This is a genomic window from Paracoccus salipaludis, from assembly GCF_002287065.1.
Lineage (GTDB): Bacteria > Pseudomonadota > Alphaproteobacteria > Rhodobacterales > Rhodobacteraceae > Paracoccus > Paracoccus salipaludis.
Genome location: NZ_NSJZ01000025.1, coordinates 1 through 21,300, shown reverse-complemented (window position 1 = coordinate 21,300; position 21,300 = coordinate 1). Strand labels below are relative to the sequence as shown.

Genomic DNA, 21,300 nt, shown 5'->3' with positions numbered 1-21,300 from the left:
CCATCGGTCTTGGGCTGACGCTGATCCACCTCATCAGCATCCCCGTGACCAACACGTCGGTCAACCCCGCCCGCAGCACCGGGCCCGCTCTCTTCGTCGGGGGCTGGGCCCTGGGCCAGCTCTGGCTGTTCTGGGTTGCGCCGCTGATCGGCGGCGCCCTGGGCGGAGCGCTCTACCGTTTCGTCAGCCCGGATCCTGCCGAACCCGTCGTGGGCGGCGTCCGCAGCAAGGGCTGAAAAGGGCGTGCGGCATGGCCCGGAGATCTGCCGGGCCATGCACCGGGAAACGGATGCAAACGGCGCCGAGTCGTTTGCGGCTGTTGGGCAAACGTCAGACAGCAGACGGGCGCAATTCACGCGGGTGGAGCTGCCCTCCAATGACCTCGACGCGAAAGCCTCGGTATCGGCGGCTTCCTTTTACTGCAGTGCTGCCAGGGCGAGGCCAAACATGATCACGGCGTCGATCAGCATAACGGCAGCCGAGATAAGGAAGTTGGTCATTCCTGCAGCCTCCCCATCCGAGCACTCGTCTGTTCCCAGCTGCGTCACTGGCCGTTCAGATGCGCCGCAATTCCACTTTATTTCACCACATTCGCGTCGTCATTCTCTGGGATGACAAGGAGCGTTTCCTTCAGGATCCGCATAAGGTTTTCGACGGAGGATCCGCAAAGGACAACTGAGCTTGGACAAGTTTGTCTGGCCTTCGCCGAAACCGGATCGGCTGGGACCACGTTCTTGGGCAGCGCCGCCGGGCCACGGCCCGGCCGTTCCTGGCCCCGCTCCGGGGCAAGCTGGTCACCTTGACCGCAGTCTGTAACCTGTGAGGACACGACAATGGCTCTGGAAACCATGAACACTGGTGCGATGCGCAGTCTCTCGGCAATGTTCGACAGCCGGATGGCGGCAGACCGTGCCGTCTCCGCCCTGAAGGCGGCCGGTATCGCCGATGTCGTGCTGACGGGCGGAGAGAACGAAGGTTACGGCACCCGTCCCTATTCGGGCGAGGACCGCTCGGACCGCGGCTTCTTCGAGTCCATCGGCGACTTCTTCTTTCCGGAGGAGGATCGCTACGCCTATGCCGAGGGTCTGAACCGCGGCGGCTATCTCGTGGCGGTCCGGAACATTCCCGATCATCAGTATGAAACGGCCCTGGATATCCTGGACGATGAAGGGGCGGTCGACTTGGACGCCCGCGAGGCTGAGTGGCGTAGCGAGGGCTGGACCGGCTCTGGCGCGGCTGGAGCTGCCGTGACCGGTGCTGCGGCGTCCAGCCATGCGGGTGACCGCACCCCTGCCCCGAACGCTGATCTCAACACCGAGGGCAAGATCGACATTGTCGAAGAGCAGGTGTCGATCGGCAAGCGCCAGACGGAAGGCGGCCGGGTTCGCGTGCGCTCCTATGTGGTTGAGACCCCGGTCGAGCAGGATGTCGAACTGCGCAGCGAGCGTGTCCATGTCGAGCGTCGGCCGGTGGATCGCCCCGCAGGCGATGCCGACTTCCAGGAGCGCAGCCTGGAGGCGCGAGAGTATGCCGAGGCGCCGGTCGTCCAGAAGGAAGCTCGGGTGGTTGAGGAGATCGGGCTGAACAAGGACGTCGAGTCACATACCGAAACCGTCCGCGACACCGTCCGCAAGACCGAGGTCGAGATCGAGGACGAGCGTGGCCGGACCCTTGATCGGGACAGTGACCTCGACCGCCGGTAACAGCTCCGCCAGAGGCAAGGTTGAAAGGGGCGGGCTGACCGCCCCTTTTCGCTGCGAAGAGCCAAGGGCACACGCACCTGAACTCGTCGACACCCATGCGGATGGAGCCGAGACGGTGGTCGGAAATCCGCCGATCGCAGCGCATCTCCTGAACCGGCCATCTTCAGAGGTGTTGGTTTCCTGGGAATGCAGAAGGAGCATTCGGCGACCGGAGACGACCATGTCCCTTACAGAAAACGCCTGCGGAATTGTCACTGCCGTTTCCACGACCCCGTCGGGCAGCCTTGTTGCCCTCCGCCAGAAGAACCCCGTCAGTTCAGCTCACGAAGCCATCATCCAGGCCTTTCTTCCTGCCAGCATTCATCCGCCCGAGGGGGAGTTTGCCAAGCCTGGAGACAGGGTCTTCCTGATGGGCGAACTCGACATCATTCCGGGATGCCTTCTGCCCGACGGCAATGACCTCGCCATGCTCCGCGTCGAGATGTGCCTGCATGCCTAGCAGGCACTTCAGGCCTGCGCGGGGCTTCTCTTTTGAGATCACCGAGGAGACTATATCATCGGAGCGCTTTTGATCGACAGCTGAGAGTTGTTGACCCTTGCTAAGGGACGACGACATCGCAACGCTGTCTGCAATCATGCCGAGTGTGCGGAAGAGCCTCTGCATGCCTGCCTGCATAGGTCGGATCCACAGGATGGTGCAAGCTGGCCCCGGCCCTCTGAGAGGCCTCGGTGAGCTTGGACCGCAACCAGCCTCCTTTCGCCGCAATGGGGAGATTGCCGGGGTAGGCTGACCTACCCAAATGCGGGAGCCATCAGGCGCCGCACAGGCTTCGGCATCACATGAGCGGTTGAGGCCAGCGCCCGTCACCATGCAACGGAGCCTGCCTTGCCCGACTTCCTCGCCTTGGTCCTGTCCACCGATATGGGCCTGCCGCTGCTGGCGAGCCTGATCACCGGGATGCTGATCGGCATCGACTGCGAGGTGCAGGGCAAGCCCGCCGGGCTGCGGACCCATGCGCTGGTCTATCTCGCCGCAACGCTGCTGATGCTTGCCGGCGCGCAGTAGGAGCTATGGACCTTGGATCTTGTCCCCGGCACCCAGATCGTGTCGGACCCGACCCGCATGGCGCATGGCATCCTGACTGGGATCGGGTTCCTGGGCGCGGGAGTGATCTTCCGCGAAGGCCCCTCGGTCCACGGGCTGAACACCGCCGCCTCGCTCTGGGTCAGTGCGGCCTTCGGCGTGGGGATGTTCGGGCTGTCCCTGGTCGGCACGGCGGCGACGCTGCTGGTGCTGGTCGGGCTGCGGATCCTCTATGCCGTCCTGCCGCGCAGCAGAAGCCTGCGGCTGACAGTGGTGGCCCGGGGGGACGCGGCCGGTCCTGTCTGGAACCACCTTCACCTCCTGCTGGTTAACAAGTGAGCAGGCGGACGCTTCTGTGTGGTCGGGTGGCCAACCGAACGCCAAGCTATTCATGTGCTCAAAGAGCGACGGTCGGCAGATAAGCCGGCGAGTGGTTTGGAGACGTGTGATATGGAACAGCAGCCCCTTCTCGTTGCTGAAACAAATGACGATGGCCGTATCGACTGGCTCTGGCATGCCCAACCAGGGATGCAGGCCCGACCTGTCAGGGACGCGGCTGCCTGCCTTCGAGAGCTCAACAAATTCGCGGTTTATGGAGCTTCAAAGCCGGACGTGGAGGAGTGGTTGCGCTGCCATCCCGTCCAGAGCCGCTGAAAATGGTCCGACCGGGCGCTGTTGCACGAAGCGTCTGAAGGCCAGAGGTCCCTTTTCCCCGCCTGATGTCAGCCGACGAGTTGTGTCACGGGGATACCAAGCGCCGTGAAACGATTGAGGATGGCGATGCGGACCTGGAGTTCGGCGGTCTGACGATCGAAATCGCGGGATCAAACACCTAATGCACTTATCCTGATTTTTGCACAGCTGGCTCGACCTAAGCGGATCAGCAGCTTAGTCTGTGCATATGTCCTGTGCAGAAGATAGCCGGTCCACGACCCCCCTGCCCCGCACCTTGGGTTATGCGCGGGTGAGTACCGACAGCCAGGCGCTCGCGCCACAGGTGGAGAGCCTCAAGGTTGCTGGTGCGGACCAGGTGTTTCGCGAAACCGCCTCGGGCGCCAAGCGCGACCGCGCGCAGCTCGCGCGGCTCCTCAAGGAGGTCCGCCCTGGCGACGTGGTGCTGGTGACGCGTCTGGACCGGCTCGCGCGCTCCACGCGCGACCTCCTCAACGTGCTGGGCGCCCTGGCGGAGAAGGGTGCCGCCTTCCGCTCCCTGGGCGACCCTTGGGCCGACACCACGAGCCCGCACGGCCGGCTTATGCTCACGGTGCTGGCCGGCCTGGCGGAGTTCGAGCGCGAGCTGATCCGCGCCCGCACCAGCGAGGGGCGTGCCCGCGCCAAGGCCGAGGGCCGGAAGATGGGGCGCAAGCCCAAGCTCACGCCGCACCAGCAGCGCGAGGCGCGGGCTAGGCGAGATGCGGGCGAGAGCATTACCGCAATTGCGCGCAGCTATAATGTTCACCACGCAACGATCTCGCGGCTTTGCGCATGAGAAGGTAGCCGGTGGAGACCGACGCGCTTAACAACAGTCGGCTCTGCGGTAGCGGGGTAAGTGCCGCCTGTCTGGACTCCACGGACGACTATACAAGGCAGCCTGTTAGTCGAAGCCGCTGTTAAACCTAATCGAGCTCCCAATTCTCCATCAAGACATTGACGAGCTTTTTCTGCCGAGCTCTAACAGTCCTTGGCGACCAGTCCGTTTGGGAGATCACTTGGCTGGTCAGCGCGTAAGAAGATACATTCTTTGTACCGGAAAAATAAATCTTACACTTCTCTGCGAAGTCGTAGTTCTGTGCAGATGAATTCTTCTTCTTGTTCAGAGGGACTAGGTTCGCGAGCCGGTGCACCCACCGCTCTCTTTCCTCGGCATCAGGCCACCATTCTGCCCATTCGCTACCGTCATCGACGGTTTGGGGCAGGACGTGCTCAATGGTAAGAATCTTTGGATCATACGTCGCTGCACCGTCTGAAATAAACGAGTCGAGCCGAAGAATCAGGTAGTTGCGTCGGCGCGGGGTAAGTTTGTAGATGTCACCATCTAGCGCCGCCCGAAACTGCTTGCACTCTTTAACATTGAAATTGAGTTGGATCATGTCGTCGGGACGTGCGCCCCCCTCAATCTCGGAGATGAGTTCTCCATATACCTCTATACGGTCATTTACGTTGTGGCGATCAACATGCATGAAGGCCGCTAGGCGTTCGAGCAGTTTGAAAAAACGGGCGACCTGAGCCGGTTTTCCCCTATGCTTCTTTAAAAAGAGGATGGCTGGAGGAATCCAATCGGAGTTGTCGATCCGATTGAGCCACCGAATATATTGATTGACGGTTTCGGCATGCTGAGTTGCTACAAACGATGCTGAGCGAATGTCGTTCAAGGCACCGGCAAACGGCTCCAAAACATCGTCGATAAACGCACGTGGATCAGGGTTGTTCGGGAGAACGTGTGCTCGAAACTCCTCAAGAAGGGAGCGTTTTGCTTTTTCCTTAGCATAAATCATTCGGATATAGCTGAACAAGTCGTTGAAGCCGCCGCGCGTGAGATCAATCTCCATCTCTTCCCACTTCTCATTGTACTGATTCTGGGAAGATTCACCCTTAATTTGGCCGATGAGGTCGGCTTTAATAATATCCGTTGGTTGGAGATCGAGACCTCGGCTGTTCATGACGGAGAACACTCGGAAGGCGGACTCTTGCGTGGGGGTAGAGACCGCTACTAAAAAGCACCGAGTAAGCAGGAAGGTAACGAACGCCTCAAGCTCATCCGGAGCTTCGAAGCGCTTTTCAATTTCTGCTAGAAGATACTCCGCGTTGGCTCGAATGTTGCGCTGGGATTCATTGTTTAGAGAGGATGAATCTAGATCCATAAGCTGATTCAGATTGAAATTTTGGATATACTTTGTAAAGAAGCCCTGATCGCGCGCTCGTAGCGAGAGTCTTGGTTTTGGCAAGATTCCCTCCATTTTCTTGCCTGGCTCTAGAATGTAGGGCTTGAGCTCATCCTTATTTGCGGCGTCATGAGCACACGCAATCGCTGCAAATAAGATCGTCAAGGTGGTAAGACGCTGTTGACCATCAATTACTTCCGAAAGTGGAGCTCCATCGGATTTTATAAGCACGATGCTTCCCAAGAAGTACCCTTCTTCTCCTTCTGCTTCGTGGAATGCAACTAGATCATCTAGTAATTCGGAAGCCTGATCGACTGTCCAAGCATAGGGCCGCTGGTACGAGGGAATAACAAATTCAAATTCGGAACTAAAGATTTTGGATAAAGGATACTCCGCCCCTGTGATCTTTTTTGTCATTAGCGCCTCTAAGACTTAACTGCAGATCCTATACGGGTGAGCTCTACGGGCCAGACTCTAGACGGCTGCGGCTACGTCGGTTCTGGCGAAATCCTGACCCACGTAGAGGATTGGGCATTCCGTCTCGCGGGCTAGTGCATAGGCGAAGCAGTCGCCGAAGTTGAGCCCGGCCGGGTGATTGCCCTTGCCCCATGCGGCGTAGGCCTCGGCCACACGCGCGGCCGTGGTCGCGGTGACGGGCACCACCTCCACGCCGCCTTCGGCCATGAGCGTGGCCATCTCCATCCTAATCCCCCGATTGCCTGCGACGATCAGGGCCTCAGCCAGCGTGCCTGCCGAGATCAGGAGCCTTGCCTCGGAGCCTAGGACGGCAGCGCAGGCGGCGCTCTCAGGCTCGCCTAGGAGGACTGCCATCAGGGCCGAGGTGTCGAGAACCACGGTATCCAGAGATTGGGAGCCTGCTGCCTCAGGGGTGGCGCTCGCCCTGCCCTGCCCTCTCACCCGGGCAGCCCGTCTTCGTCGTAGAGGAAGTCTTGGCTGCGCGTGGCTTCGGGACCACGGCGCACCTTCTGAGTGGCGGAAAGCTGAAGGCGTGTGAGGAGCTGCGTTCGTGCAGCGCCTGAAGGTGCGGGCGCCACCGGTACGATCCGCGCGGCTGGCCTGCCGTGGCGGGTGAGCACGACCTCTTCGCCCGCCTCGGCCTGACGCACGAGATCGGTCAGGCGAGCCTTCGCATCGGACAGGGGAACGTGCATCGGACGGGACTCCAAGCGTGTTGCTCTTGAGCGAATTTGGACCATGCAGTGGTCCAAATCAAGAATGGATCACCGAGGGAGGCGTCTTTATCTTCCTAGCTTCCTATTGTCCTAGACTTTCCCGTACCGTCCTTCGAGAAGTTCCAAGGCTTCGGCCAACAGTTCGGGCACCTTCTTCCGCGTCCGGATCGCGAGCATCTCGTACCCATCCGCCACTCCGCGCGTCACCCTCTTGTTGAACTGGACCTTCTCGCCTTCGGCCACCTGAGTGAACTTCTCTCCCCTGCCCGCCTTTGACACCTCCGCGAGATGCTCCCTGGCCTCACTCCGGCGGCGCGGCGGCTCTGCGATCTGCAATCCCTTTGCCATCACGCCGCCTCCTTCCGCCGCTTCATGAGTTGATCGACAATTTCTTGGGCAACCTCGATTACCTTCTCCTGGACCTTGGTGAACGGGACCTCGGACGCAGCACGTCCTTCCGCATGCCCTTGGCGGATCGACGCCAGTTCCGGGAAGACGGGATCGAGCACCGACATCCTAGCCTTCCGAAGATAAGACCGTGCGGCCTTGTCCTCGGCGTCCGAGCCTTTGGCGCGACAGAACACAAACAGGATGCTCGCAGGATCAATGCCCGCCTCTTCTAGCTCATAGGCGGCTTCTATCTGCGGTTCCATGTCATCAAGGCTGTACCCGGTCGGCATCACGACGAGATCGCTGGCCCGCGCCATGACCTTGCCCCCCTGCTCCGCATGGGCCGGCCCGTCCAGGATCAGCAGGTCATAGCGGTCGGCCTCTTTCAGCGCGCGATCAACCGTGCGGAACTTCTCGACCGCGACATCCGGTTGGAGTCCGGCCGAGTCACGCCGTGCCTTCCACTTGGTCGAAGTCCCCTGCGCAGGATCTAGGTCGGCGATCTTCGCCGTCCATCCGGCCTTGGTGACCTCGACTGCCAGCAGTCGCGCCAGCGCACTCTTGCCGACGCCCCCCTTCTGGGAAATCAAAGAGATAATCATACTAGCTTCCTAGGATTCGCTTGCCGTAGGTTTGCATGATCCTAGGATGCTAACAAGAAAATATTTTACGTTCCTATACTGCTAGGAATCTAGGGGAGTGTGCGCCTATGGGCGTCCACGCTTCTCATGCCAGCTCTGGCAGAACTTCACGTAGTGGCGGGCAGGGGCCTTGGGCTCGATCTCGTTCTCGCCCAGCCAGGAGCGCCACTCGTGTTCGAGCATGTACACATCCCAGCCGGGGGCGACGGTCCGGGCGTCATTGTAAGCCTCGGGATCAAGCCGTCCTGACCAAGGCTCGACTGCTTTCCCGAGGGTTATAGTGTTCCGGTTGCGGAACGTCACCATGTCGCCCTCAAGCGATATGGCGTAGTCGGGGATATGCGAGTGCGCTGCATCCTCAGCGACAATGATCGAGAGCAGCCGCCGGAACTCCTTGTCCGTTGAGTAGGAGCCGGACTTGGCCTTGAGTTTCTGGATTCCAATCCTCCATTCCGTCTGTGAACCGCAGTGCTTTCGTGCGATCTCGTACAGCCGTCGCTCCAACGGCTTCCGGAGGCGGAAATAGTTGCGGTGCAGGGTGAGCACTTCGCGCGCCTTGATCGCGTTGAACACCCATTCCGACAGCGTGACCTCAATATCCTGCATACGACCATCGCGGGTCTGGCGAACGATGCGGAAGCGGTCGATCAGGCCGAACCCATCCAGGACTTCGACATCGCCAGTCGTTACATTGGTGGTGATCCGGGTTCCTGACAGGCGCTCCAACGCCGCACGGAGTTGTTCATACCCCCGCCCATCTTTGCCGCGATTGGTCGCCGTAAGGAGGTCGTATGCCTTGAACCGCAGGGTAGGGCGGATGTCCGATTCATGACCGTCATTTATGGCCGCCATTACCTGAGAGATGCAGAAGATCAGGATGTCTCTGTCATGGACTGTCGCGAGACCCTTCACGGATGGCGTGACCTCCACGAAGTTCTTGCCGTTCTCATACCGGCGTACGTTCAGGTCCGGTTTGGTCGAGATCGAGAAGACGGGGTGCTCCATGGATGCCATGTCCCCCTTGGGGGCCGCATCGAAGATGTCGCACACGAAGAAGTCGCCCTGCTGCATCCGGTCAGGAAGAAGGGGAGACCGACCTTTCGTGTTTTCACCCACCATACCTTACCCTTTCGTGCTTTCACACACCACGTCAAGCGCCATCGTGTTTTCACACACCAAGTTTCGTGCTTCTACCCACCGCCTATCGTGTTTTCACACACCAATTTGAAAAAAAAACTTATTATTATCAATTGTTTGATAGGCTCTTTCAGAGGTGTAACACATACTTAACACAGATCTAACACTCACGACCTGTGGATAACTCGCGTTTCCGGGGCCTGGAGGCCTCGCGTCCTATGTTCTCTTGACAGTCATTGCCCCCAAGCACTCGGCAGGTGACGTCACTGCTAGTGCGCGGATGACGGGACCTACCTAGAACAAGGTACTGAGAAACACCGCCAGCACGAGACCCGTGGAGATCGCACCTGCCCAGACCCACAGTACGCGCCTGCGCCAGCGCCCGGCCTCGTCCAGCTCCTGCCGCAGGCGTTCGAGCGCGGCCTCCTCGGCCTGTTCCAGCTCCTTCAGGCGGGCAGCTGTGGTTTCATGGTTGGTGCGGATGGTCAGGACGGCACCGGCAAACTCATCCAGGACTTTGTCGAGCGCCTTCTCGACCTCGGCACCGATGAAGCGGGCATAGCCCGCAGGATCGGTCTGCTGCTCGGTGCGCTTTGCCGCGGTGCGGGTCTTATCCACGGCCCTGGTCAGGGCCTCGATCTGCTCGCCCTGGCTGTCGAGGCGCGCCGACATGCTGGCCACGACCTGACCCAGGAGATCGAGGGTCTCGCGCAAGGCCACGTCGGACAGGGCAGGGGGTGTGTCGGGCATGCGTGGTCCTGTCAGGCGGCGGGGTGCGGGAAGAGGCCCCGGAACTCGGGGTCGGTGTAGTAGCGGATCTTGCGGGCGAGGATCATCGGGCGGCCCTGCAGGCGCAGGAGCTGCAGGTGCGGGGACATCTGCATGATCTCGTCCGGCGTCAGCAGGTCGCGCCCGGTGAGCTGGTGGGTGGTCGAGGCGGGGTCGCCGGGCCTGTGGCTGGTGGTCGCGTAGGAGGTGGTGGCCTGGCCCATGAGCTGGCTCAGGGCTTTCGCGGTCTCGTAGTCGTTGACGCCGAAGGTCTGGAGCACACCGGCATTGGCTACGAAGGTGTTGGCGCGGGCGCCGTAGAGGGCGCGCAGCTGGCTCTGGGCTTTGCCCGTTCGGCAGCGAAACGCTCCACCGGAGCGTTTCCGGGAAGCTGCCTCACCCTGCAGGATCGGCCAGAGCTGGAGGCCGTAGCCCGCCATCAGCCCCATCGCCCGCTCCACCGCCTCCAGGCGGCCCAGGGCCGCGAACTCGTCGAGAAGGAACAGGGTGGGTTCCCGAAGGGGCGGAGAGGCCCTCTGCGCGGCTCCTGGGGCCTCTGGGGCGCCGTGGGGCGTCTCCGCATCCCGGGCGATCTCTGCAAGCGCCTGGCTGACCAGGAGGCGCAGCCAGCGGCTGTAGGCGTCGAGACGGTTCGGTGGCAGCACCAGGAAGACCGACGAGACCTCGTGGCGCAGGCTGGCAAAGCTGAAGTCCGAACGGGCCAGGCTGGCGGTGATGCGGGGGCTGTCGAGGAAATGGGTGTGGCGCTGCGCGGAGGAGAGCACGCCTGCGGCCTCGCGATCGGCCTTGCCGAGGAAGCGGTTGGCGGCCCGTGCGATCAGCCCGCCGGCCCCTAGGCTCTCCCCCATGAGCGCGAGCAGCGCGCGGAACCGGTCCGGCGGCAGGGTCAGGTACTCGCGCACGGCGGCGAGGGTGCGGCGCTCCTCGGGTTCGTGGACGGCGGCGAAGAGGATCAGACCGGCGAGGAGGGCCTTCGCCTCCTCGTTCCAGTGGGCATCCCCGGTCTCCCCGGGCGGGTCCACCACCAGGGCTTCGGCGAGGGAGGCGGCGTCCTCGCCGAGGTCGAGGCTGTCGGGGGTGAGACGCGCGAGGGGGTTGTAGGCCGCGGCGGGCAGGCCGGTGACGCCGAAGGGATCGAGGACATGGAGCGGCCCGAGCTTGCGGCGGGCCTCGTGGGTGATCCGGGCGTTCTCGCCCTTGGGATCGATGACCAGCATCGGACGCGACACGAGGAGGAGGTTCGGGATCACGGTGCCGACGCCCTTGCCGGTGCGGGTGGGGGCGAGGGTCAGCAGGTGCGCGGGGCCGTCGTAGCGCAGCAGCCGGCCGCTGTCGGCGTCCCGGCCGATCAGGAGGCCGCGCTCGCTTTGGGCGAGATCGCGGCGCTCGGCCTTGGAGGCGAGGCGGGCGGAGCCGTGGCTGTCGCGGGTACGGACGAAGAGCGCGGCGATGCCGAAGTGCTCGGCCCAGGCCTGAAGGACAAGGGCCCACCCTATCAGCACGCAGACGGCATAGCCGAGCCAGCCGAAGAGGGTGTTGGGCTCATCGATCGTGTCCAAGCCGAAGATCAGCATCTGTCCCAAGACGAAGCCGAAGGTGACAAGGACAAAGGCGAGGATGAGGCCAAAGGCCAGCACCAGCAGCGCCCAAGGCACGGCAATCGCCAGAGTCCCCAGCAGGACAAGAAAGCTGAAGACCGTCCGGATCATGCGGCGTCGTCAGAACCAGAGGGGGCAGAGGGCGCGGCCTGGCCGTCCTCAGACCCGAGGGCAGGACGCTGGTCCGGGTTCCACCCCTCGAAGGTCTTGCGGTCCTGCTCGCGGGGCAGGTTGCGGACCAGCCGGTCGAGCAGGACGGCGGCATTGGAGTCCCGCGTGGCCAGGTCCATAAGGGCGCCCCCAACAATGACCTTGCGGCGGGTGTCGATCTTGCGCTCGCGGGCGGCTTCCCGGTTGCGCAGCGCCTGCAGTCGAGCCTTGGCCTGTTCGTAGCGCTTCTGGGCCCGGTCGAGCTCGGTCTCTGCCATCAACAATCCCCCTCGTTCAATGCTTGTTTCTTCTCCACTCTGCCCACGTCGGCGTTGCCTGCCAAGACGGTGCCGTTTAGCGTGGACCCGACGAACAGCAGTGAGAAGGGCGCACTTATGCAAACCTGCGGTTTGCGTGCGATCTCCCGGGGGCAAGCACCCCCCGCCAACAGCAACCCCATGCCTCGGGTAAACCCGAGGCAGCAGGAGGCGCGTCCCGCCCTCCCGCACCCGCCAAGGCCAACCTACGCGGTTGGATCGCGTCCTGTCGCATCTACACGGGCCTGCGTGGCGCCCGGCGGCCGGTCGGCCCTGCGCCATATGAAGGCTCCGGTTCTCCTGGCGCGCTGCCGGAACCGCCGCTGTGGATGCACGCGGGGCGCGTGCAGGGTCCCGCTCGGTGGCGGGACCCGGGCACTTGGTGCGGCCGGCGTGCCTGGCGTGGGGATGGCCTCGGCCGGCGGTGCTCACCCTGCGGCTAGGCTCCCCGCGCGCTCCTGCGGGCACGGGTGAGCGGCCGTGGCGAGCTACCATCTCTCGGTCAAGACGATCAAACGCAGCGCCGGGCGCTCGGCCACCGCCGCTGCGGCCTACCGCGCCGGCGAGCTCATTGCCTGCGAGCGCGAGGGACGCGTCCACGACTACACGCGCAAGGCCGGCGTCGCGGACAGCTTCATCCTCGCGCCCGAGGATGCCCCGAACTGGGCGCAGGACCGGCAGGCGCTGTGGAACGCGGCCGAGGCGCGGGAGACGCGCGCCAACAGCGTCACCGCGCGGGAGTGGGAGCTCGCGCTGCCCGCCGAGCTCGACGCCGCCGAGCGCCGCCTGCTGGTGATGGGCTTCGCCCGCGAGCTGGTGGCCCGCTACGGGGTGGCGGCCGACGTGGCGATCCATGCGCCGCATCGCGACGGCGACCAGAGGAACCACCACGCCCATGTGCTGACCACCACCCGCGTCCTGACCGCTGAGGGCCTCACCGACAAGACCCGCGTCCTGGACGCCAAGGCGACCGGCGGGCCCGAGATCGAGGCGATGCGGGCGCGATGGGCGGAGCTGCAGAACCTGGCGCTGGAGCGGCAGGGGCACGAGGTCCGCGTGGATCACCGCAGCCTCGCCGCGCAGCGCGAGGCGGCGCTGGCCGAGGGCCACGAGCTCAAGGCCGAGGAGCTGGACCGCGCGCCGGAGATCAAGCTCGGGCCGGCCGCCTCCGCCATCGAGCGGCGCGAGATGCAGGCGGCCTGGTACGAGGATCGGGACTATGTGGCCGTCACCGAGCGCGGCGCGGCGGTGCAGGCGGTCCGACAGGAGCGGGCGCTCCTGGTCGAGCTGCGGGCGCGGCTGGAACTCGCCCGCGACACCTGGGTCCATGCCCGCGAGGAGGGCGCGGACCTCGTGACGGCTGGCCTCGCCGCGCTCCGGGCCGCCGCACAGAAGCACGCGATCGAGCGGGAGCACAGGCAGGACGTGGTCCAGGAGCAGGCACGGGAGCACACCCTGGAAGCCGGCAGCCTCCGGGAGCAGCTGGCGCGCATCCTGGAGCGGGGGACCGGCCGCAAAGACAAGGAGGCCGAGGTTGCACAGGAGGCCGGGCCGGGGCACGAGAAGGACGACATCCGTGCCCGGCTCGGACGCATCCTCGGACGAGAGGTGGAGCAGGACCAGGCGGAGGCGGGCGCCTCAGCGCCGGGGCAGGAGCCGCAGAGCATCCGCGACCGGCTACAGGCGGTGCTGGCGCGGGACAGGCAGGTTGGGCTCCAGAAACCCGACAAGGTGCATGACCATGAAAGGGATGAAGCCGTGCACCGGCACCGACACCGGGGGGATGAGCATGAACTATAGGCGAGAACCTGTCCTTCCTGGGGATTGCCTTGACGGTTGACGTACATCGTCAAGATGCTTATCTCTCTCCCCCATGATCCTGAGCTACCGCGACAAGAAGACGGAGCGCTTCGCCATGGGCGAGTTCGTCAAAGCCTTTAGCGGATTTGAGGCTCAGGCGGTCAAACGGCTTGCGATCCTGAACGCGGCGCCGGCGCTGGAGACCTTGCGGGCGCTGCCGTCCAATCGCCTGGAGGCGCTTCGAGGCGACCGGGCAGGACAGTATTCGATCCGCGTCAATGATCAGTGGCGCCTTTGCTTCGAATGGCCTGAGGGGCAGGCAGGCCCCAGCGCGGTCGAGATCGTGGACTATCACTGAGACAAGGAGGCCACCCATGTTCATGCGCGCCGTTCATCCTGGGATCGTCCTGAAGGACGAGCTGGAGGAGTTGGGGATCACGCCCACGGAGTTCGCCCGCCAGATCGACGTGCCTGCCAACCGTGTGAGCCAGATCATCGCCGGCAAGCGGGGCATCACGGGGGACACGGCGCTTCGCTTCGGGCACTGGTTCGGTACAGACCCGCAGTTCTGGCTCAACCTCCAGGCGCAGTGGGAGCTGGTGCAGGCTGAGCGTGAAATGGGCGAAGCCATCCGGCACCTGCCTACACGGGCGGCATAGGCTCCAGACCCATTGATCCTCAAAGCCAGAACAGGACGGTTGCGGCGAGAGCGACGGCAGAGAAGAAGGTTTCCGGGCAGCGGTCGTATCGGGTTGCGACACGCCGCCAGTCCTTGAGCCGCCCAAACATGATCTCGATCCGGTTGCGCCGCTTGTAGCGCCGTTTGTCGTATTTCACGGTTGTCTTTCGGGACTTCCGACCGGGGATGCAGACCTTTATCCCCTTGTCATTCAAAGCTTCTCTCAGCCAGTCTGCATCATATCCTCGATCTGCCAGCAGCCAGTCGGCCTCGGGCAGGCTACCCAGTAGGGCCGCCGCACCGGTGTAGTCGCTCACCTGTCCGGCCGACATGAAGAAGCGGATCGGCCGGCCCTTGGCATCGGTGACGGCGTGCAACTTGGTGTTCATGCCCCCTTTGGTGCGCCCGATCTGGCGTCCGCGCCCCCTTTTTTGGCGCGCAGGCTGGAAGCCGTGCGGTGCGCCTTCAGATACGTTGCATCGATCATGATTGTCTTGTGCTGGCTGCCTTCGGCGGCAAGACCTGTCATGATCCGGGCGAACACCCCGTTGTCGCTCCAGCGCTTCCAGCGGTTGTAGAGCGTCTTCGCCGGACCGTATTCCCTGGGTGCATCACACCATCGCAAGCCATTGCGGTTGACGAAGATTATGCCGCTAAGCACGCGGCGATCATCGACCCGAGGCCTGCCATGGCTCTTCGGAAAGAAAGGCTTCAGGCGCTCCATCTGCGCCTCGGACAGCCAGTAGAGATTACTCATCGGACAGGTCTCCTCGCGGAGCCTGAATCACGCCAATCACCCGAAATCAATGGGTCTGGAGCCTATATCGTGAAGCGTTTTAAGATAATGGATCGCATCTTTTCTGATCGGCTTCGCCTAATTATTTGGTGGTCTCTACAAACTCTTATAGCCTTGAACATCACGAGATATATCGTGAGCTTAAACAAACCGGAAATTATGCCAGCTGTTGGTGCATTTGCATCCGTGTTTTCGTTTTTATTCTATACCAGGCGCAAAGGAAAACATGACGATCTGGTCAGAGCATATCAACTAGAAATGGTTGAAATGATGGTCCGTAACAATGTGGATAGCGAACGTTATTATAACCACAAGATGAAGGGAGAATTTGAAAAACGAGACTATGAGATAGCTTGCATAAGGCACCTTTTCAGAAATCTTAAGAATGATCACGAAGCCTTCAAGAGATATGGTCCGAATGGTCCGTCTGGCAATCAGCTATCGGGCTTAAGCGCACTTTCCCGTGCAATGAATTCTGAACCTCATAGACCTGAACATCAACCGCCTCATGTTAGAATTAGCCAAGATGGCTATCTTATAAGCATCCGCAATTGGAAGAAGGCCATTAGGGAAAATCAGAGTTGGTCTTCCCGTTTCTCTACTTTGGAAGGCGCGGCAATCTTCTATTCGGCTATTGTATCTGCGTTCGGGGCAGAGTTTGTTAGGTGGTGGCACTCGCTTCCGAATAATTGGTGGCGTTCTCTGCCCTTCGTGTCATGACTATCTCTCTGTTTAGCGGATTTGCTTTCTCCCGTTCTTCGAAATGGATAGCAAGGGAGACAAAAATCTATATCCCTGACACTCGATGCGCTGTGCCCGTTCTTGACATTCACAACGAGCATTGAGGCGACACCTCGAAGCTTTGAACGGCGTGTCGCAGACCTCGGGCAACTTCCTCCGGCGTTCCTGTGTTCTGCACGGAGTGTTATCACCCACCGAAAGACCTTCCATGTTCAGACCCGCCGCCTTTGCCGTCCTTTTTGCGCTTGTGCCGGCCACCGTCTCGGCGGATGCCGCCCTGACGATCACCTTCGATCTGGAGGATGTAACCACGGCCCACTACACCTGTGGCGAGGATAAGCCGCTTGCCGTAGTCTATGTCGTCTCTGAGGCAGGCAACCTAGCACTGGTCTCCATGGATGAGGGAGATGCGCGCGTCTTTGCGGAGGCGGTGAGCGGATCTGGCGCGCGCTACGTCTCGGGGCAGTACGAATGGATCACCAAGGGCGGGACCGGCCTGCTGATCAATACGCTGGAAGACAAAACCCTTCTTGATTGTCGCCTTGCCACCCCGTGAGCCGGGCGCCGCGACGGGTTCGATCCTGCGCATTTCAGCTCCGCGGTGGTTGGTGCAGTCCGCATCGCTGCTAAGAGGATGTAGAAGTTAAGAGGCTTGAGCTGCCGGACATCCACAGGCCTGGCTCAGCGACGGGCCCGCTCGCGCTGCCAGGCCAGTTGGCGCAGAATGGCCGACGAGTTGCTCTGGGCAATGACTGCGGCCGGCAACGCCATTGCGATCTGGAAGGGCAGCAGCATCAGCGCGTCCAGGCGCGGGGCAGCCCCAGCCTGTGCCGGTGCACGCGGTCCCTCTGGGGCTGTGCTGGGCACTGCCTCCATGTCGGCTTCAAACTGCGGGGCCGTGATCTGGTCGTGGTCAAGCATGTCGTCCTCGACTCCTGGGGGCGGAGGAAGGCTCTTATCGCCGGCGGCATGCCGCGCGGGCCTGTCACCTAACCAGCGCAGCTTGGCAGGGTTTCCGCGCTGCATGAAGCGCAAACTCTGGAGCACTAGGTGTATCGGGGCCGACAACGCTCTGTGCTCTGAGCTGCGGTCTGGCAAACTGCCCCTGCCCTATGCGGCAGGGGCAGCCTCGGGAAGAGGAGAGCCTGTGCACTTGGCTCTCTCGAGCCTCATGGCAGGAGAACGGCCGGGAGTTCCTCAGGCAACCCGAAGCCCCGGCTTCTTACCGGGCAGGAGCTGATGTTCTTCTCAGGCACGCGCCTGACCCTCAAATTATATGCGGGTTCCCCCTTGGTGCCGGGCCCGTTCGTGGCCCCTTCTCCCCACAACCCCTGGCTGCGCCCCCGCCCTTCCAAGGAACTTACCATAACACCTGTACGGGACGGACGGCGATCGGAGGTTGAGCGCGGGGGGCGCTTACGACCAGGTCCAGCGCCAGCGGCGGGACCGCGACCCGGGGGGCGGATCTGCGGCGGGCGCGGCCGGTGCTGTCGAGAGAGGCGCGGGCGGCGGAATGAGCTTCAGGGTCTCGTCCAGGATGCGCTTGCGCTCCTCGGCCAAAGCCTCGGCGACGGCGGCACGCTGCTACGCCGCCGTGGGAGGTGGTGAAGGCGTTGGGGTTGCCACTGCCGGGCGCGAGGGCGGGCGCGGCTGGCCGTACCAGTCTTCGTTCCGCGTGGCGATCATAGTCGCTGCAATTGCCAGGAAGGCCAGCGTCGAGCCGGCGAGAAGCGCATAATCGCTGCTCCGCAGGATCAGGTACATGACCGCGTAAAGCACAGTCAGGAGCGCCGTCAGCACCCAGACCCGCTGCCCAAGCTTTAGCCCCGCCCAGCCAAACAAGGCCAGCAGCAGGATCGTGGCGGTGCTGGCGCCCAGGTAGGCGCGGGCAAAGCCGATATGCTCGGCATAGGCCACGATCAGCAGCACGAACACCGACTGCGCTAGGCCGACGAGGATGTACTGCACCGGGTGCGCCGGACGATGGCCACTGCCGCGCTCCGTCAGGAGCACCGTCAGGAAAGTCATCGCGATCAGTAGGATGGAATAGGTCGTGGCGCGGTAGGCCTGCTGGTAGAAGTCGTTGGGCTGGTAGAACGCCAACCCGAAGGCCTGATTGGCGGCAGTGGCCTCGTCCACCCCGCGGGTGACCTGCGCCAAGGGCCGAGCGAGGTGCGGAATGGTCCAACGGGCCTCATAGCCCTGCGGCCCGACATCGCGGCTGTCGGGCAGGAAAGCGCCGTCGAAGCTCGGGTGCGGCCAGTCGCCCGCCATGGTGATGCGGCTGGTGCGTCCGACCGGGACCATCATCAAATGCTCCGCCCCGTTCAGCGCCAGCGTCAGGTGGTAGTTCTGGTCTGTCCCGCGCGGATCGCCGATTGCGCCCGCGATGCCGGTTGCGCCAGCCGACATCGGCTCCAACCGGATCAGGCGATCGCCGCGGGTCAGCGCCGTTTCACCGCGGATGCCGCTGTTGGTGGTCAGCCCCAGCTCGATGCGCGCCTGGTCCCAGAGCGGTGCCGCACCCGCCTCCATCAGCGCCGCCACATCCGGCACGGTGAAAGTGGCGTCTAGCGTGATGTCGACGGTGTAGACGGGAACCGTGAAGATGCCGCGCCGCCGTTCGGTGATATGGGCCGTGAGGGTGCTGTCGAGCGTCTCGGGCAGGATCACCAGCGGCGCCTGCTCGCCCGTGACGGTGACCTGCCGCGCGCCCTGACGCTCTTCGCCGGTCTGCGGATCGCGCATCATCTCGGAAACGGTCTGGACCACCGGGCCCCGCACCGGCACTACTAGGCGCGGCCCTGAGAGCGTCTGCGACCCGCCCCATTCGCGCGACACCCGGTCTTGCACGTCGCGCGAGGCGCTGAGGCGGCCGTCGATGATCGAGCCCACAAGGAACAGCGGGACCGCCATCATCAGGGCCAGAAAGCCAACGATTAGAAAACGCGCACCGGGACGGTTGAGCATGGGTATTCCTTCAAGGGCTGTGTTTAAGCCCGACAAGGCGGGTCCTTCCTCTTGATCTTACTAGCGATCGGATCGCCAAGACCACCAACGCCGATACTTAGATACATTTGGCACTGAAGCGGGTGCCTGCGTCTCGCGCTCGGCCAGCCTATCAATTAGCTTCTCGCCCAAGCTGCGCCAGCGGTCGCGGTCCGCCTCGGCCATCTGGGCGCGAGCCTCGGCCGCACTCACCAAGGCCGCGCGTTCTTGGAGCCGAGCCTCAAGTTAGGCAATAGTCAATCGCGCTGCTGCTAGATCCTCGGCCAAGTTGTCGCGGTTGGCCCCAAGAGGGTGAGAGCTGGCTCGGTTTGTCTGAACAGCTTGCGGGCTGCTGCTAAGTGGATCTCCGCCTTGGTTACTACGCCGCCGGGATTGGCGTCAGCTGAATGAGATAGGCCTGGTCGGGTGTCTGCCCGCTGAGCGACGAATGGGGTCTCGTGCCATGTAGAAGCCGAGGTAGCGGCCGATGGAGGCCCGAGCCTCGGAGACGCTGCCGTAGGCGCGCAGATACACCTCCTCGTATTTCACCGTTCGCCAGAGCCGCTCGACGAAGACGTTGTCCCGCCAGGCACCCTTGCCGTCCATGCTGATGGCGACCTCGGCGTTCTTCAGCACCTTGATGAACTCGACGCTGGTGAACTGCGAGCCCTGGTCGCTGTTGAAGATCTCCGGCCGACCGTAGCGGCCGAGCGCGTCCTCCAGCGCCTCGATGCAGAAGTCCGCCGACAGCGTGATCGAGAGCCGCCAGGCCAGGACCTTGCGGCTGAACCAGTCGATGACCGCGGCAAGATAGACGAAGCCACGGGCCATCGGAACGTAGGTAATGTCCATCGCCCAGACCTGGTTTGGGCGCGTCACCGCCAAGTTCCGAAGCAGGTAGGGATAGACCTTGTGGCCCGGCGCCGGTTTCGACGTGTTCGGACGGCGGTGGAGCGCCGCGATCGCCATCTTCTTCATCAGTGTCGCGACGTGAAGACGACCTGCCGGGTATCCTTCAGCCCGCAACAGCCCCTTCAGCATTCGGCTGCCCGCAAACGGATACTCCAAGTGCAGTTCGTCGATCCGGCGCATCAGCGCGAGATCGGCGTCCGACGCCGGGCGCGGCACGTAATAGACGCTGCCCCGACTGATCCTGAGCGCCTTCGCCTGCCGCCTGACGCTCAGCCCATGGTCGCGGTCGATCATCGTCTTGCGCTCGGCAGCAGACCTGCCTTGCCGAGCGCGCCGGACAAAAAATCGTTCTCGAGCGTCAGCTCGCCGATTTTCGCATGCAAGCTCTTCACATCCACCACCGGAGCCGCCTCGGCGGGGGCGCCAGCGCCGAACACGCCGGAGGCGCCTTCCAGGAGCTGCGTGCGCCATTGGGTGATCTGGTTGGGATGAACGTCAAACTGCTCGGCCAGTTCGGCCAGCGTCTTCTCGCCCCTGATGGCGGCCAGTGCCACCTTCGCCTTGAAGGCCGGGCTGTGGTTCCGGCGCGGTCGTCTGGTCATGGTCTCTCCTCGCTGCTCGGCATCATGCCGATGTCGCGCGGAGGATCCACTCAACGCCCCTGTTCAGATTTCCCGAACCACCTCTCTTGTCGTCGACCGCCGATCCCGGGCAGGGTGGAGCCATTCTGTCTGGAGTGGAGAACCGCAGCCTTGGACAACTCTCGAAAACTCGTGGCCGAGCTGATCGGCACCTTCTGGCTCACCTTTGGCGGCTGCGGCTCGGCCGTGCTGGCCGCCGCCTTTCCGGAGGTCGGGATCGGCCTTCTTGGCGTGTCTCTGGCTTTCGGGCTGACAGTGCTGACCATGGCCTATGCCATTGGTCACGTGTCCGGCTGCCACCTCAATCCCGCAGTGACAGTAGGCCTCGCCGTCGGCGGGCGCTTCCCTGCCGCCCAGATCCTGCCCTATGTCCTGGCACAGGTGATCGGGGCAATTCTGGGCGCCTTCGTGCTCTATCTCATCGCCAACGGTGTTCCGGACTTCGATGCCGTGGCGTCCGGGTTTGCGGCCAATGGTTATGGCGAGCACAGCCCTGGCGGCTACTCGCTTGGCGCGAGCCTGGTGGCGGAAGTGGTGCTGACCATGATGTTCCTGTTCATCATCATGGGCGCGACCCACGGCCGGGCGCCGGTGGGCTTTGCCCCGATCGCCATCGGTCTTGGGCTGACGCTGATCCACCTCATCAGCATCCCCGTGACCAACACGTCGGTCAACCCCGCCCGCAGCACCGGGCCCGCTCTCTTCGTCGGGGGCTGGGCCCTGGGCCAGCTCTGGCTGTTCTGGGTTGCGCCGCTGATCGGCGGCGCCCTGGGCGGAGCGCTCTACCGTTTCGTCAGCCCGGATCCTGCCGAACCCGTCGTGGGCGGCGTCCGCAGCAAGGGCTGAAAAGGGCGTGCGG

At 63.0% G+C, this 21,300-nt stretch carries 22 protein-coding genes and 3 pseudogenes; 11 read left to right on the top strand and 14 right to left on the bottom strand.

The features are described 5' to 3' along the window. The 4 genes and pseudogenes from CK240_RS16035 to CK240_RS16020 form a co-directional block, all read left to right on the top strand. The coding region (locus CK240_RS16035; RefSeq protein WP_205957880.1) for an aquaporin at positions 1-236 on the top strand (236 nt) is incomplete at its 5' end. Positions 237-833: 597 nt separating this feature from the next. Next, positions 834-1,703 (top strand): YsnF/AvaK domain-containing protein, encoded by an 870-nt coding sequence (locus CK240_RS16030; protein WP_205957879.1) that lies wholly within the window; start codon positions 834-836, stop codon positions 1,701-1,703. Beyond that, positions 1,684-2,202: a hypothetical protein gene (locus CK240_RS18350; protein WP_135058867.1), complete on the top strand. Its 519-nt coding sequence runs from the start codon at positions 1,684-1,686 to the stop codon at positions 2,200-2,202. Before CK240_RS16030 ends, CK240_RS18350 begins: the two co-directional genes overlap by 20 nt. Before the next feature lie 423 nt (positions 2,203-2,625). Next, positions 2,626-3,126 (top strand): annotated as a pseudogene (locus CK240_RS16020) (MgtC/SapB family protein). Between the two features lie 383 nt (positions 3,127-3,509). Here CK240_RS16020 and CK240_RS16015 read toward each other — a convergent pair. Next, positions 3,510-3,611: pseudogene (locus tag CK240_RS16015) on the bottom strand (IS5/IS1182 family transposase); the annotation flags it as partial. Between the two features lie 77 nt (positions 3,612-3,688). Between CK240_RS16015 and CK240_RS16010 the strand changes: the two are divergent. Further along, positions 3,689-4,276 (top strand): recombinase family protein, encoded by a 588-nt coding sequence (locus CK240_RS16010; RefSeq protein ID WP_095641325.1) that lies wholly within the window; start codon positions 3,689-3,691, stop codon positions 4,274-4,276. Positions 4,277-4,403: 127 nt separating this feature from the next. Here CK240_RS16010 and CK240_RS16005 read toward each other — a convergent pair whose 3' ends face one another. The 9 genes from CK240_RS16005 to CK240_RS15965 all read right to left on the bottom strand — a co-directional run bounded on the left by CK240_RS16005 (position 4,404) and on the right by CK240_RS15965 (position 11,845). Beyond that, positions 4,404-6,086 carry a DUF262 domain-containing protein gene (locus tag CK240_RS16005; protein WP_095641324.1) on the bottom strand — a complete coding sequence of 561 codons (1,683 nt, stop codon included), beginning with the start codon at positions 6,084-6,086 and terminating at the stop codon, positions 4,404-4,406. Between the two features lie 57 nt (positions 6,087-6,143). Beyond that, positions 6,144-6,524, bottom strand: a complete 381-nt coding sequence (locus CK240_RS16000) for a type II toxin-antitoxin system VapC family toxin (protein ID WP_240517506.1) — start codon at positions 6,522-6,524, stop codon at positions 6,144-6,146. A 59-nt stretch (positions 6,525-6,583) separates the two neighbouring features. Then, positions 6,584-6,841, bottom strand: coding sequence for a type II toxin-antitoxin system Phd/YefM family antitoxin (locus tag CK240_RS15995; RefSeq protein WP_095641323.1), 258 nt, complete (start codon positions 6,839-6,841; stop codon positions 6,584-6,586). Between the two features lie 111 nt (positions 6,842-6,952). Beyond that, positions 6,953-7,210 carry a hypothetical protein gene (locus tag CK240_RS15990; RefSeq protein ID WP_095641322.1) on the bottom strand — a complete coding sequence of 86 codons (258 nt, stop codon included), beginning with the start codon at positions 7,208-7,210 and terminating at the stop codon, positions 6,953-6,955. Beyond that, a complete protein-coding gene (locus tag CK240_RS15985) occupies positions 7,210-7,854 on the bottom strand; it encodes a ParA family protein (RefSeq protein WP_095641321.1) in 645 nt (214 codons plus the stop codon). Before CK240_RS15985 ends, CK240_RS15990 begins: the two co-directional genes overlap by 1 nt. Before the next feature lie 105 nt (positions 7,855-7,959). Further along, the gene (locus tag CK240_RS15980; protein ID WP_095641320.1) at positions 7,960-9,012 is read right to left on the bottom strand and encodes a replication initiator protein A; all 1,053 of its coding nucleotides are present in this window, start codon (positions 9,010-9,012) and stop codon (positions 7,960-7,962) included. A gap of 312 nt (positions 9,013-9,324) precedes the next feature. Further along, positions 9,325-9,780: a hypothetical protein gene (locus CK240_RS15975; RefSeq protein WP_095641319.1), complete on the bottom strand. Its 456-nt coding sequence runs from the start codon at positions 9,778-9,780 to the stop codon at positions 9,325-9,327. An 11-nt stretch (positions 9,781-9,791) separates the two neighbouring features. Then, the gene (locus tag CK240_RS15970; protein WP_095641318.1) at positions 9,792-11,528 is read right to left on the bottom strand and encodes a type IV secretory system conjugative DNA transfer family protein; all 1,737 of its coding nucleotides are present in this window, start codon (positions 11,526-11,528) and stop codon (positions 9,792-9,794) included. Beyond that, positions 11,525-11,845, bottom strand: a complete 321-nt coding sequence (locus CK240_RS15965; protein ID WP_240517505.1) for a mobilization protein — start codon at positions 11,843-11,845, stop codon at positions 11,525-11,527. The genes CK240_RS15970 and CK240_RS15965 overlap by 4 nt, the downstream gene beginning before the upstream one ends. 519 nt (positions 11,846-12,364) lie before the next feature. On the opposite strand from CK240_RS15965, the gene mobQ reads away from it, so the two are divergent. The 3 genes from mobQ to CK240_RS15950 all read left to right on the top strand — a co-directional run bounded on the left by mobQ (position 12,365) and on the right by CK240_RS15950 (position 14,343). After that, the gene (mobQ, locus tag CK240_RS15960; RefSeq protein ID WP_095641317.1) at positions 12,365-13,684 is read left to right on the top strand and encodes a MobQ family relaxase; all 1,320 of its coding nucleotides are present in this window, start codon (positions 12,365-12,367) and stop codon (positions 13,682-13,684) included. Between the two features lie 73 nt (positions 13,685-13,757). After that, positions 13,758-14,042 carry a type II toxin-antitoxin system RelE/ParE family toxin gene (locus tag CK240_RS15955; RefSeq protein ID WP_095641316.1) on the top strand — a complete coding sequence of 95 codons (285 nt, stop codon included), beginning with the start codon at positions 13,758-13,760 and terminating at the stop codon, positions 14,040-14,042. Positions 14,043-14,058: 16 nt separating this feature from the next. Continuing rightward, a complete protein-coding gene (locus tag CK240_RS15950; RefSeq protein ID WP_095641315.1) occupies positions 14,059-14,343 on the top strand; it encodes a HigA family addiction module antitoxin in 285 nt (94 codons plus the stop codon). A gap of 19 nt (positions 14,344-14,362) precedes the next feature. Here CK240_RS15950 and CK240_RS15945 read toward each other — a convergent pair. Next, positions 14,363-15,120 (bottom strand): IS5 family transposase gene (locus CK240_RS15945; protein WP_095641314.1). Its coding sequence is split into 2 segments (ribosomal slippage): positions 14,363-14,784 and positions 14,784-15,120, totalling 759 coding nucleotides; the frame shifts between segments, so codons are not numbered across the junction. 69 nt (positions 15,121-15,189) lie between these two features. Between CK240_RS15945 and CK240_RS18345 the strand changes: the two genes are divergently transcribed. Together CK240_RS18345 and CK240_RS15940 are read left to right on the top strand one after the other, a co-directional pair. Continuing rightward, on the top strand, positions 15,190-15,879 hold the full coding sequence (locus CK240_RS18345; RefSeq protein WP_135058866.1) for a hypothetical protein: 690 nt from the start codon (positions 15,190-15,192) through the stop codon (positions 15,877-15,879). A gap of 229 nt (positions 15,880-16,108) precedes the next feature. Then, the gene (locus CK240_RS15940) at positions 16,109-16,456 is read left to right on the top strand and encodes an MliC family protein (protein WP_095641313.1); all 348 of its coding nucleotides are present in this window, start codon (positions 16,109-16,111) and stop codon (positions 16,454-16,456) included. Between the two features lie 125 nt (positions 16,457-16,581). Here CK240_RS15940 and CK240_RS15935 read toward each other — a convergent pair whose 3' ends face one another. The 3 genes and pseudogenes from CK240_RS15935 to CK240_RS15925 all read right to left on the bottom strand — a co-directional run bounded on the left by CK240_RS15935 (position 16,582) and on the right by CK240_RS15925 (position 20,402). Further along, complete coding sequence (locus tag CK240_RS15935; protein ID WP_095641312.1) at positions 16,582-16,821, bottom strand: hypothetical protein; 240 nt, start codon at positions 16,819-16,821, stop codon at positions 16,582-16,584. A 663-nt stretch (positions 16,822-17,484) separates the two neighbouring features. Further along, positions 17,485-18,870 (bottom strand): cell envelope integrity protein CreD, encoded by a 1,386-nt coding sequence (gene creD / locus CK240_RS15930; RefSeq protein ID WP_095641311.1) that lies wholly within the window; start codon positions 18,868-18,870, stop codon positions 17,485-17,487. Positions 18,871-19,267: 397 nt separating this feature from the next. Then, positions 19,268-20,402 (bottom strand): annotated as a pseudogene (locus tag CK240_RS15925) (IS3 family transposase). Positions 20,403-20,552: 150 nt separating this feature from the next. On the opposite strand from CK240_RS15925, the gene aqpZ reads away from it, so the two are divergent. After that, positions 20,553-21,287, top strand: coding sequence for an aquaporin Z (gene aqpZ / locus CK240_RS15920; protein WP_240517503.1), 735 nt, complete (start codon positions 20,553-20,555; stop codon positions 21,285-21,287). Positions 21,288-21,300: the final 13 nt, after the last annotated feature.

What these genes read in the sequence shown, in the direction of transcription:
- CK240_RS15950 (WP_095641315.1), top strand. Translation starts at nt 14,059, where the DNA reads ATGTTCATGCGCGCCGTTCATCCTGGGATCGTCCTGAAGGACGAGCTG.
- CK240_RS15980 (WP_095641320.1), bottom strand. Translation starts at nt 9,012, where the DNA reads ATGGTGGGTGAAAACACGAAAGGTCGGTCTCCCCTTCTTCCTGACCGG.
- creD (WP_095641311.1), bottom strand. Translation starts at nt 18,870, where the DNA reads ATGCTCAACCGTCCCGGTGCGCGTTTTCTAATCGTTGGCTTTCTGGCC.
- CK240_RS16010 (WP_095641325.1), top strand. Translation starts at nt 3,689, where the DNA reads ATGTCCTGTGCAGAAGATAGCCGGTCCACGACCCCCCTGCCCCGCACC.
- CK240_RS15990 (WP_095641322.1), bottom strand. Translation starts at nt 7,210, where the DNA reads ATGGCAAAGGGATTGCAGATCGCAGAGCCGCCGCGCCGCCGGAGTGAG.
- CK240_RS15970 (WP_095641318.1), bottom strand. Translation starts at nt 11,528, where the DNA reads ATGATCCGGACGGTCTTCAGCTTTCTTGTCCTGCTGGGGACTCTGGCG.
- CK240_RS16005 (WP_095641324.1), bottom strand. Translation starts at nt 6,086, where the DNA reads ATGACAAAAAAGATCACAGGGGCGGAGTATCCTTTATCCAAAATCTTT.
- CK240_RS15955 (WP_095641316.1), top strand. Translation starts at nt 13,758, where the DNA reads ATGATCCTGAGCTACCGCGACAAGAAGACGGAGCGCTTCGCCATGGGC.
- CK240_RS15965 (WP_240517505.1), bottom strand. Translation starts at nt 11,845, where the DNA reads ATGGCAGAGACCGAGCTCGACCGGGCCCAGAAGCGCTACGAACAGGCC.
- CK240_RS15975 (WP_095641319.1), bottom strand. Translation starts at nt 9,780, where the DNA reads ATGCCCGACACACCCCCTGCCCTGTCCGACGTGGCCTTGCGCGAGACC.
- CK240_RS15935 (WP_095641312.1), bottom strand. Translation starts at nt 16,821, where the DNA reads ATGCTTGACCACGACCAGATCACGGCCCCGCAGTTTGAAGCCGACATG.
- CK240_RS16030 (WP_205957879.1), top strand. Translation starts at nt 834, where the DNA reads ATGGCTCTGGAAACCATGAACACTGGTGCGATGCGCAGTCTCTCGGCA.
- CK240_RS15940 (WP_095641313.1), top strand. Translation starts at nt 16,109, where the DNA reads ATGTTCAGACCCGCCGCCTTTGCCGTCCTTTTTGCGCTTGTGCCGGCC.
- CK240_RS15995 (WP_095641323.1), bottom strand. Translation starts at nt 6,841, where the DNA reads ATGCACGTTCCCCTGTCCGATGCGAAGGCTCGCCTGACCGATCTCGTG.
- CK240_RS15985 (WP_095641321.1), bottom strand. Translation starts at nt 7,854, where the DNA reads ATGATTATCTCTTTGATTTCCCAGAAGGGGGGCGTCGGCAAGAGTGCG.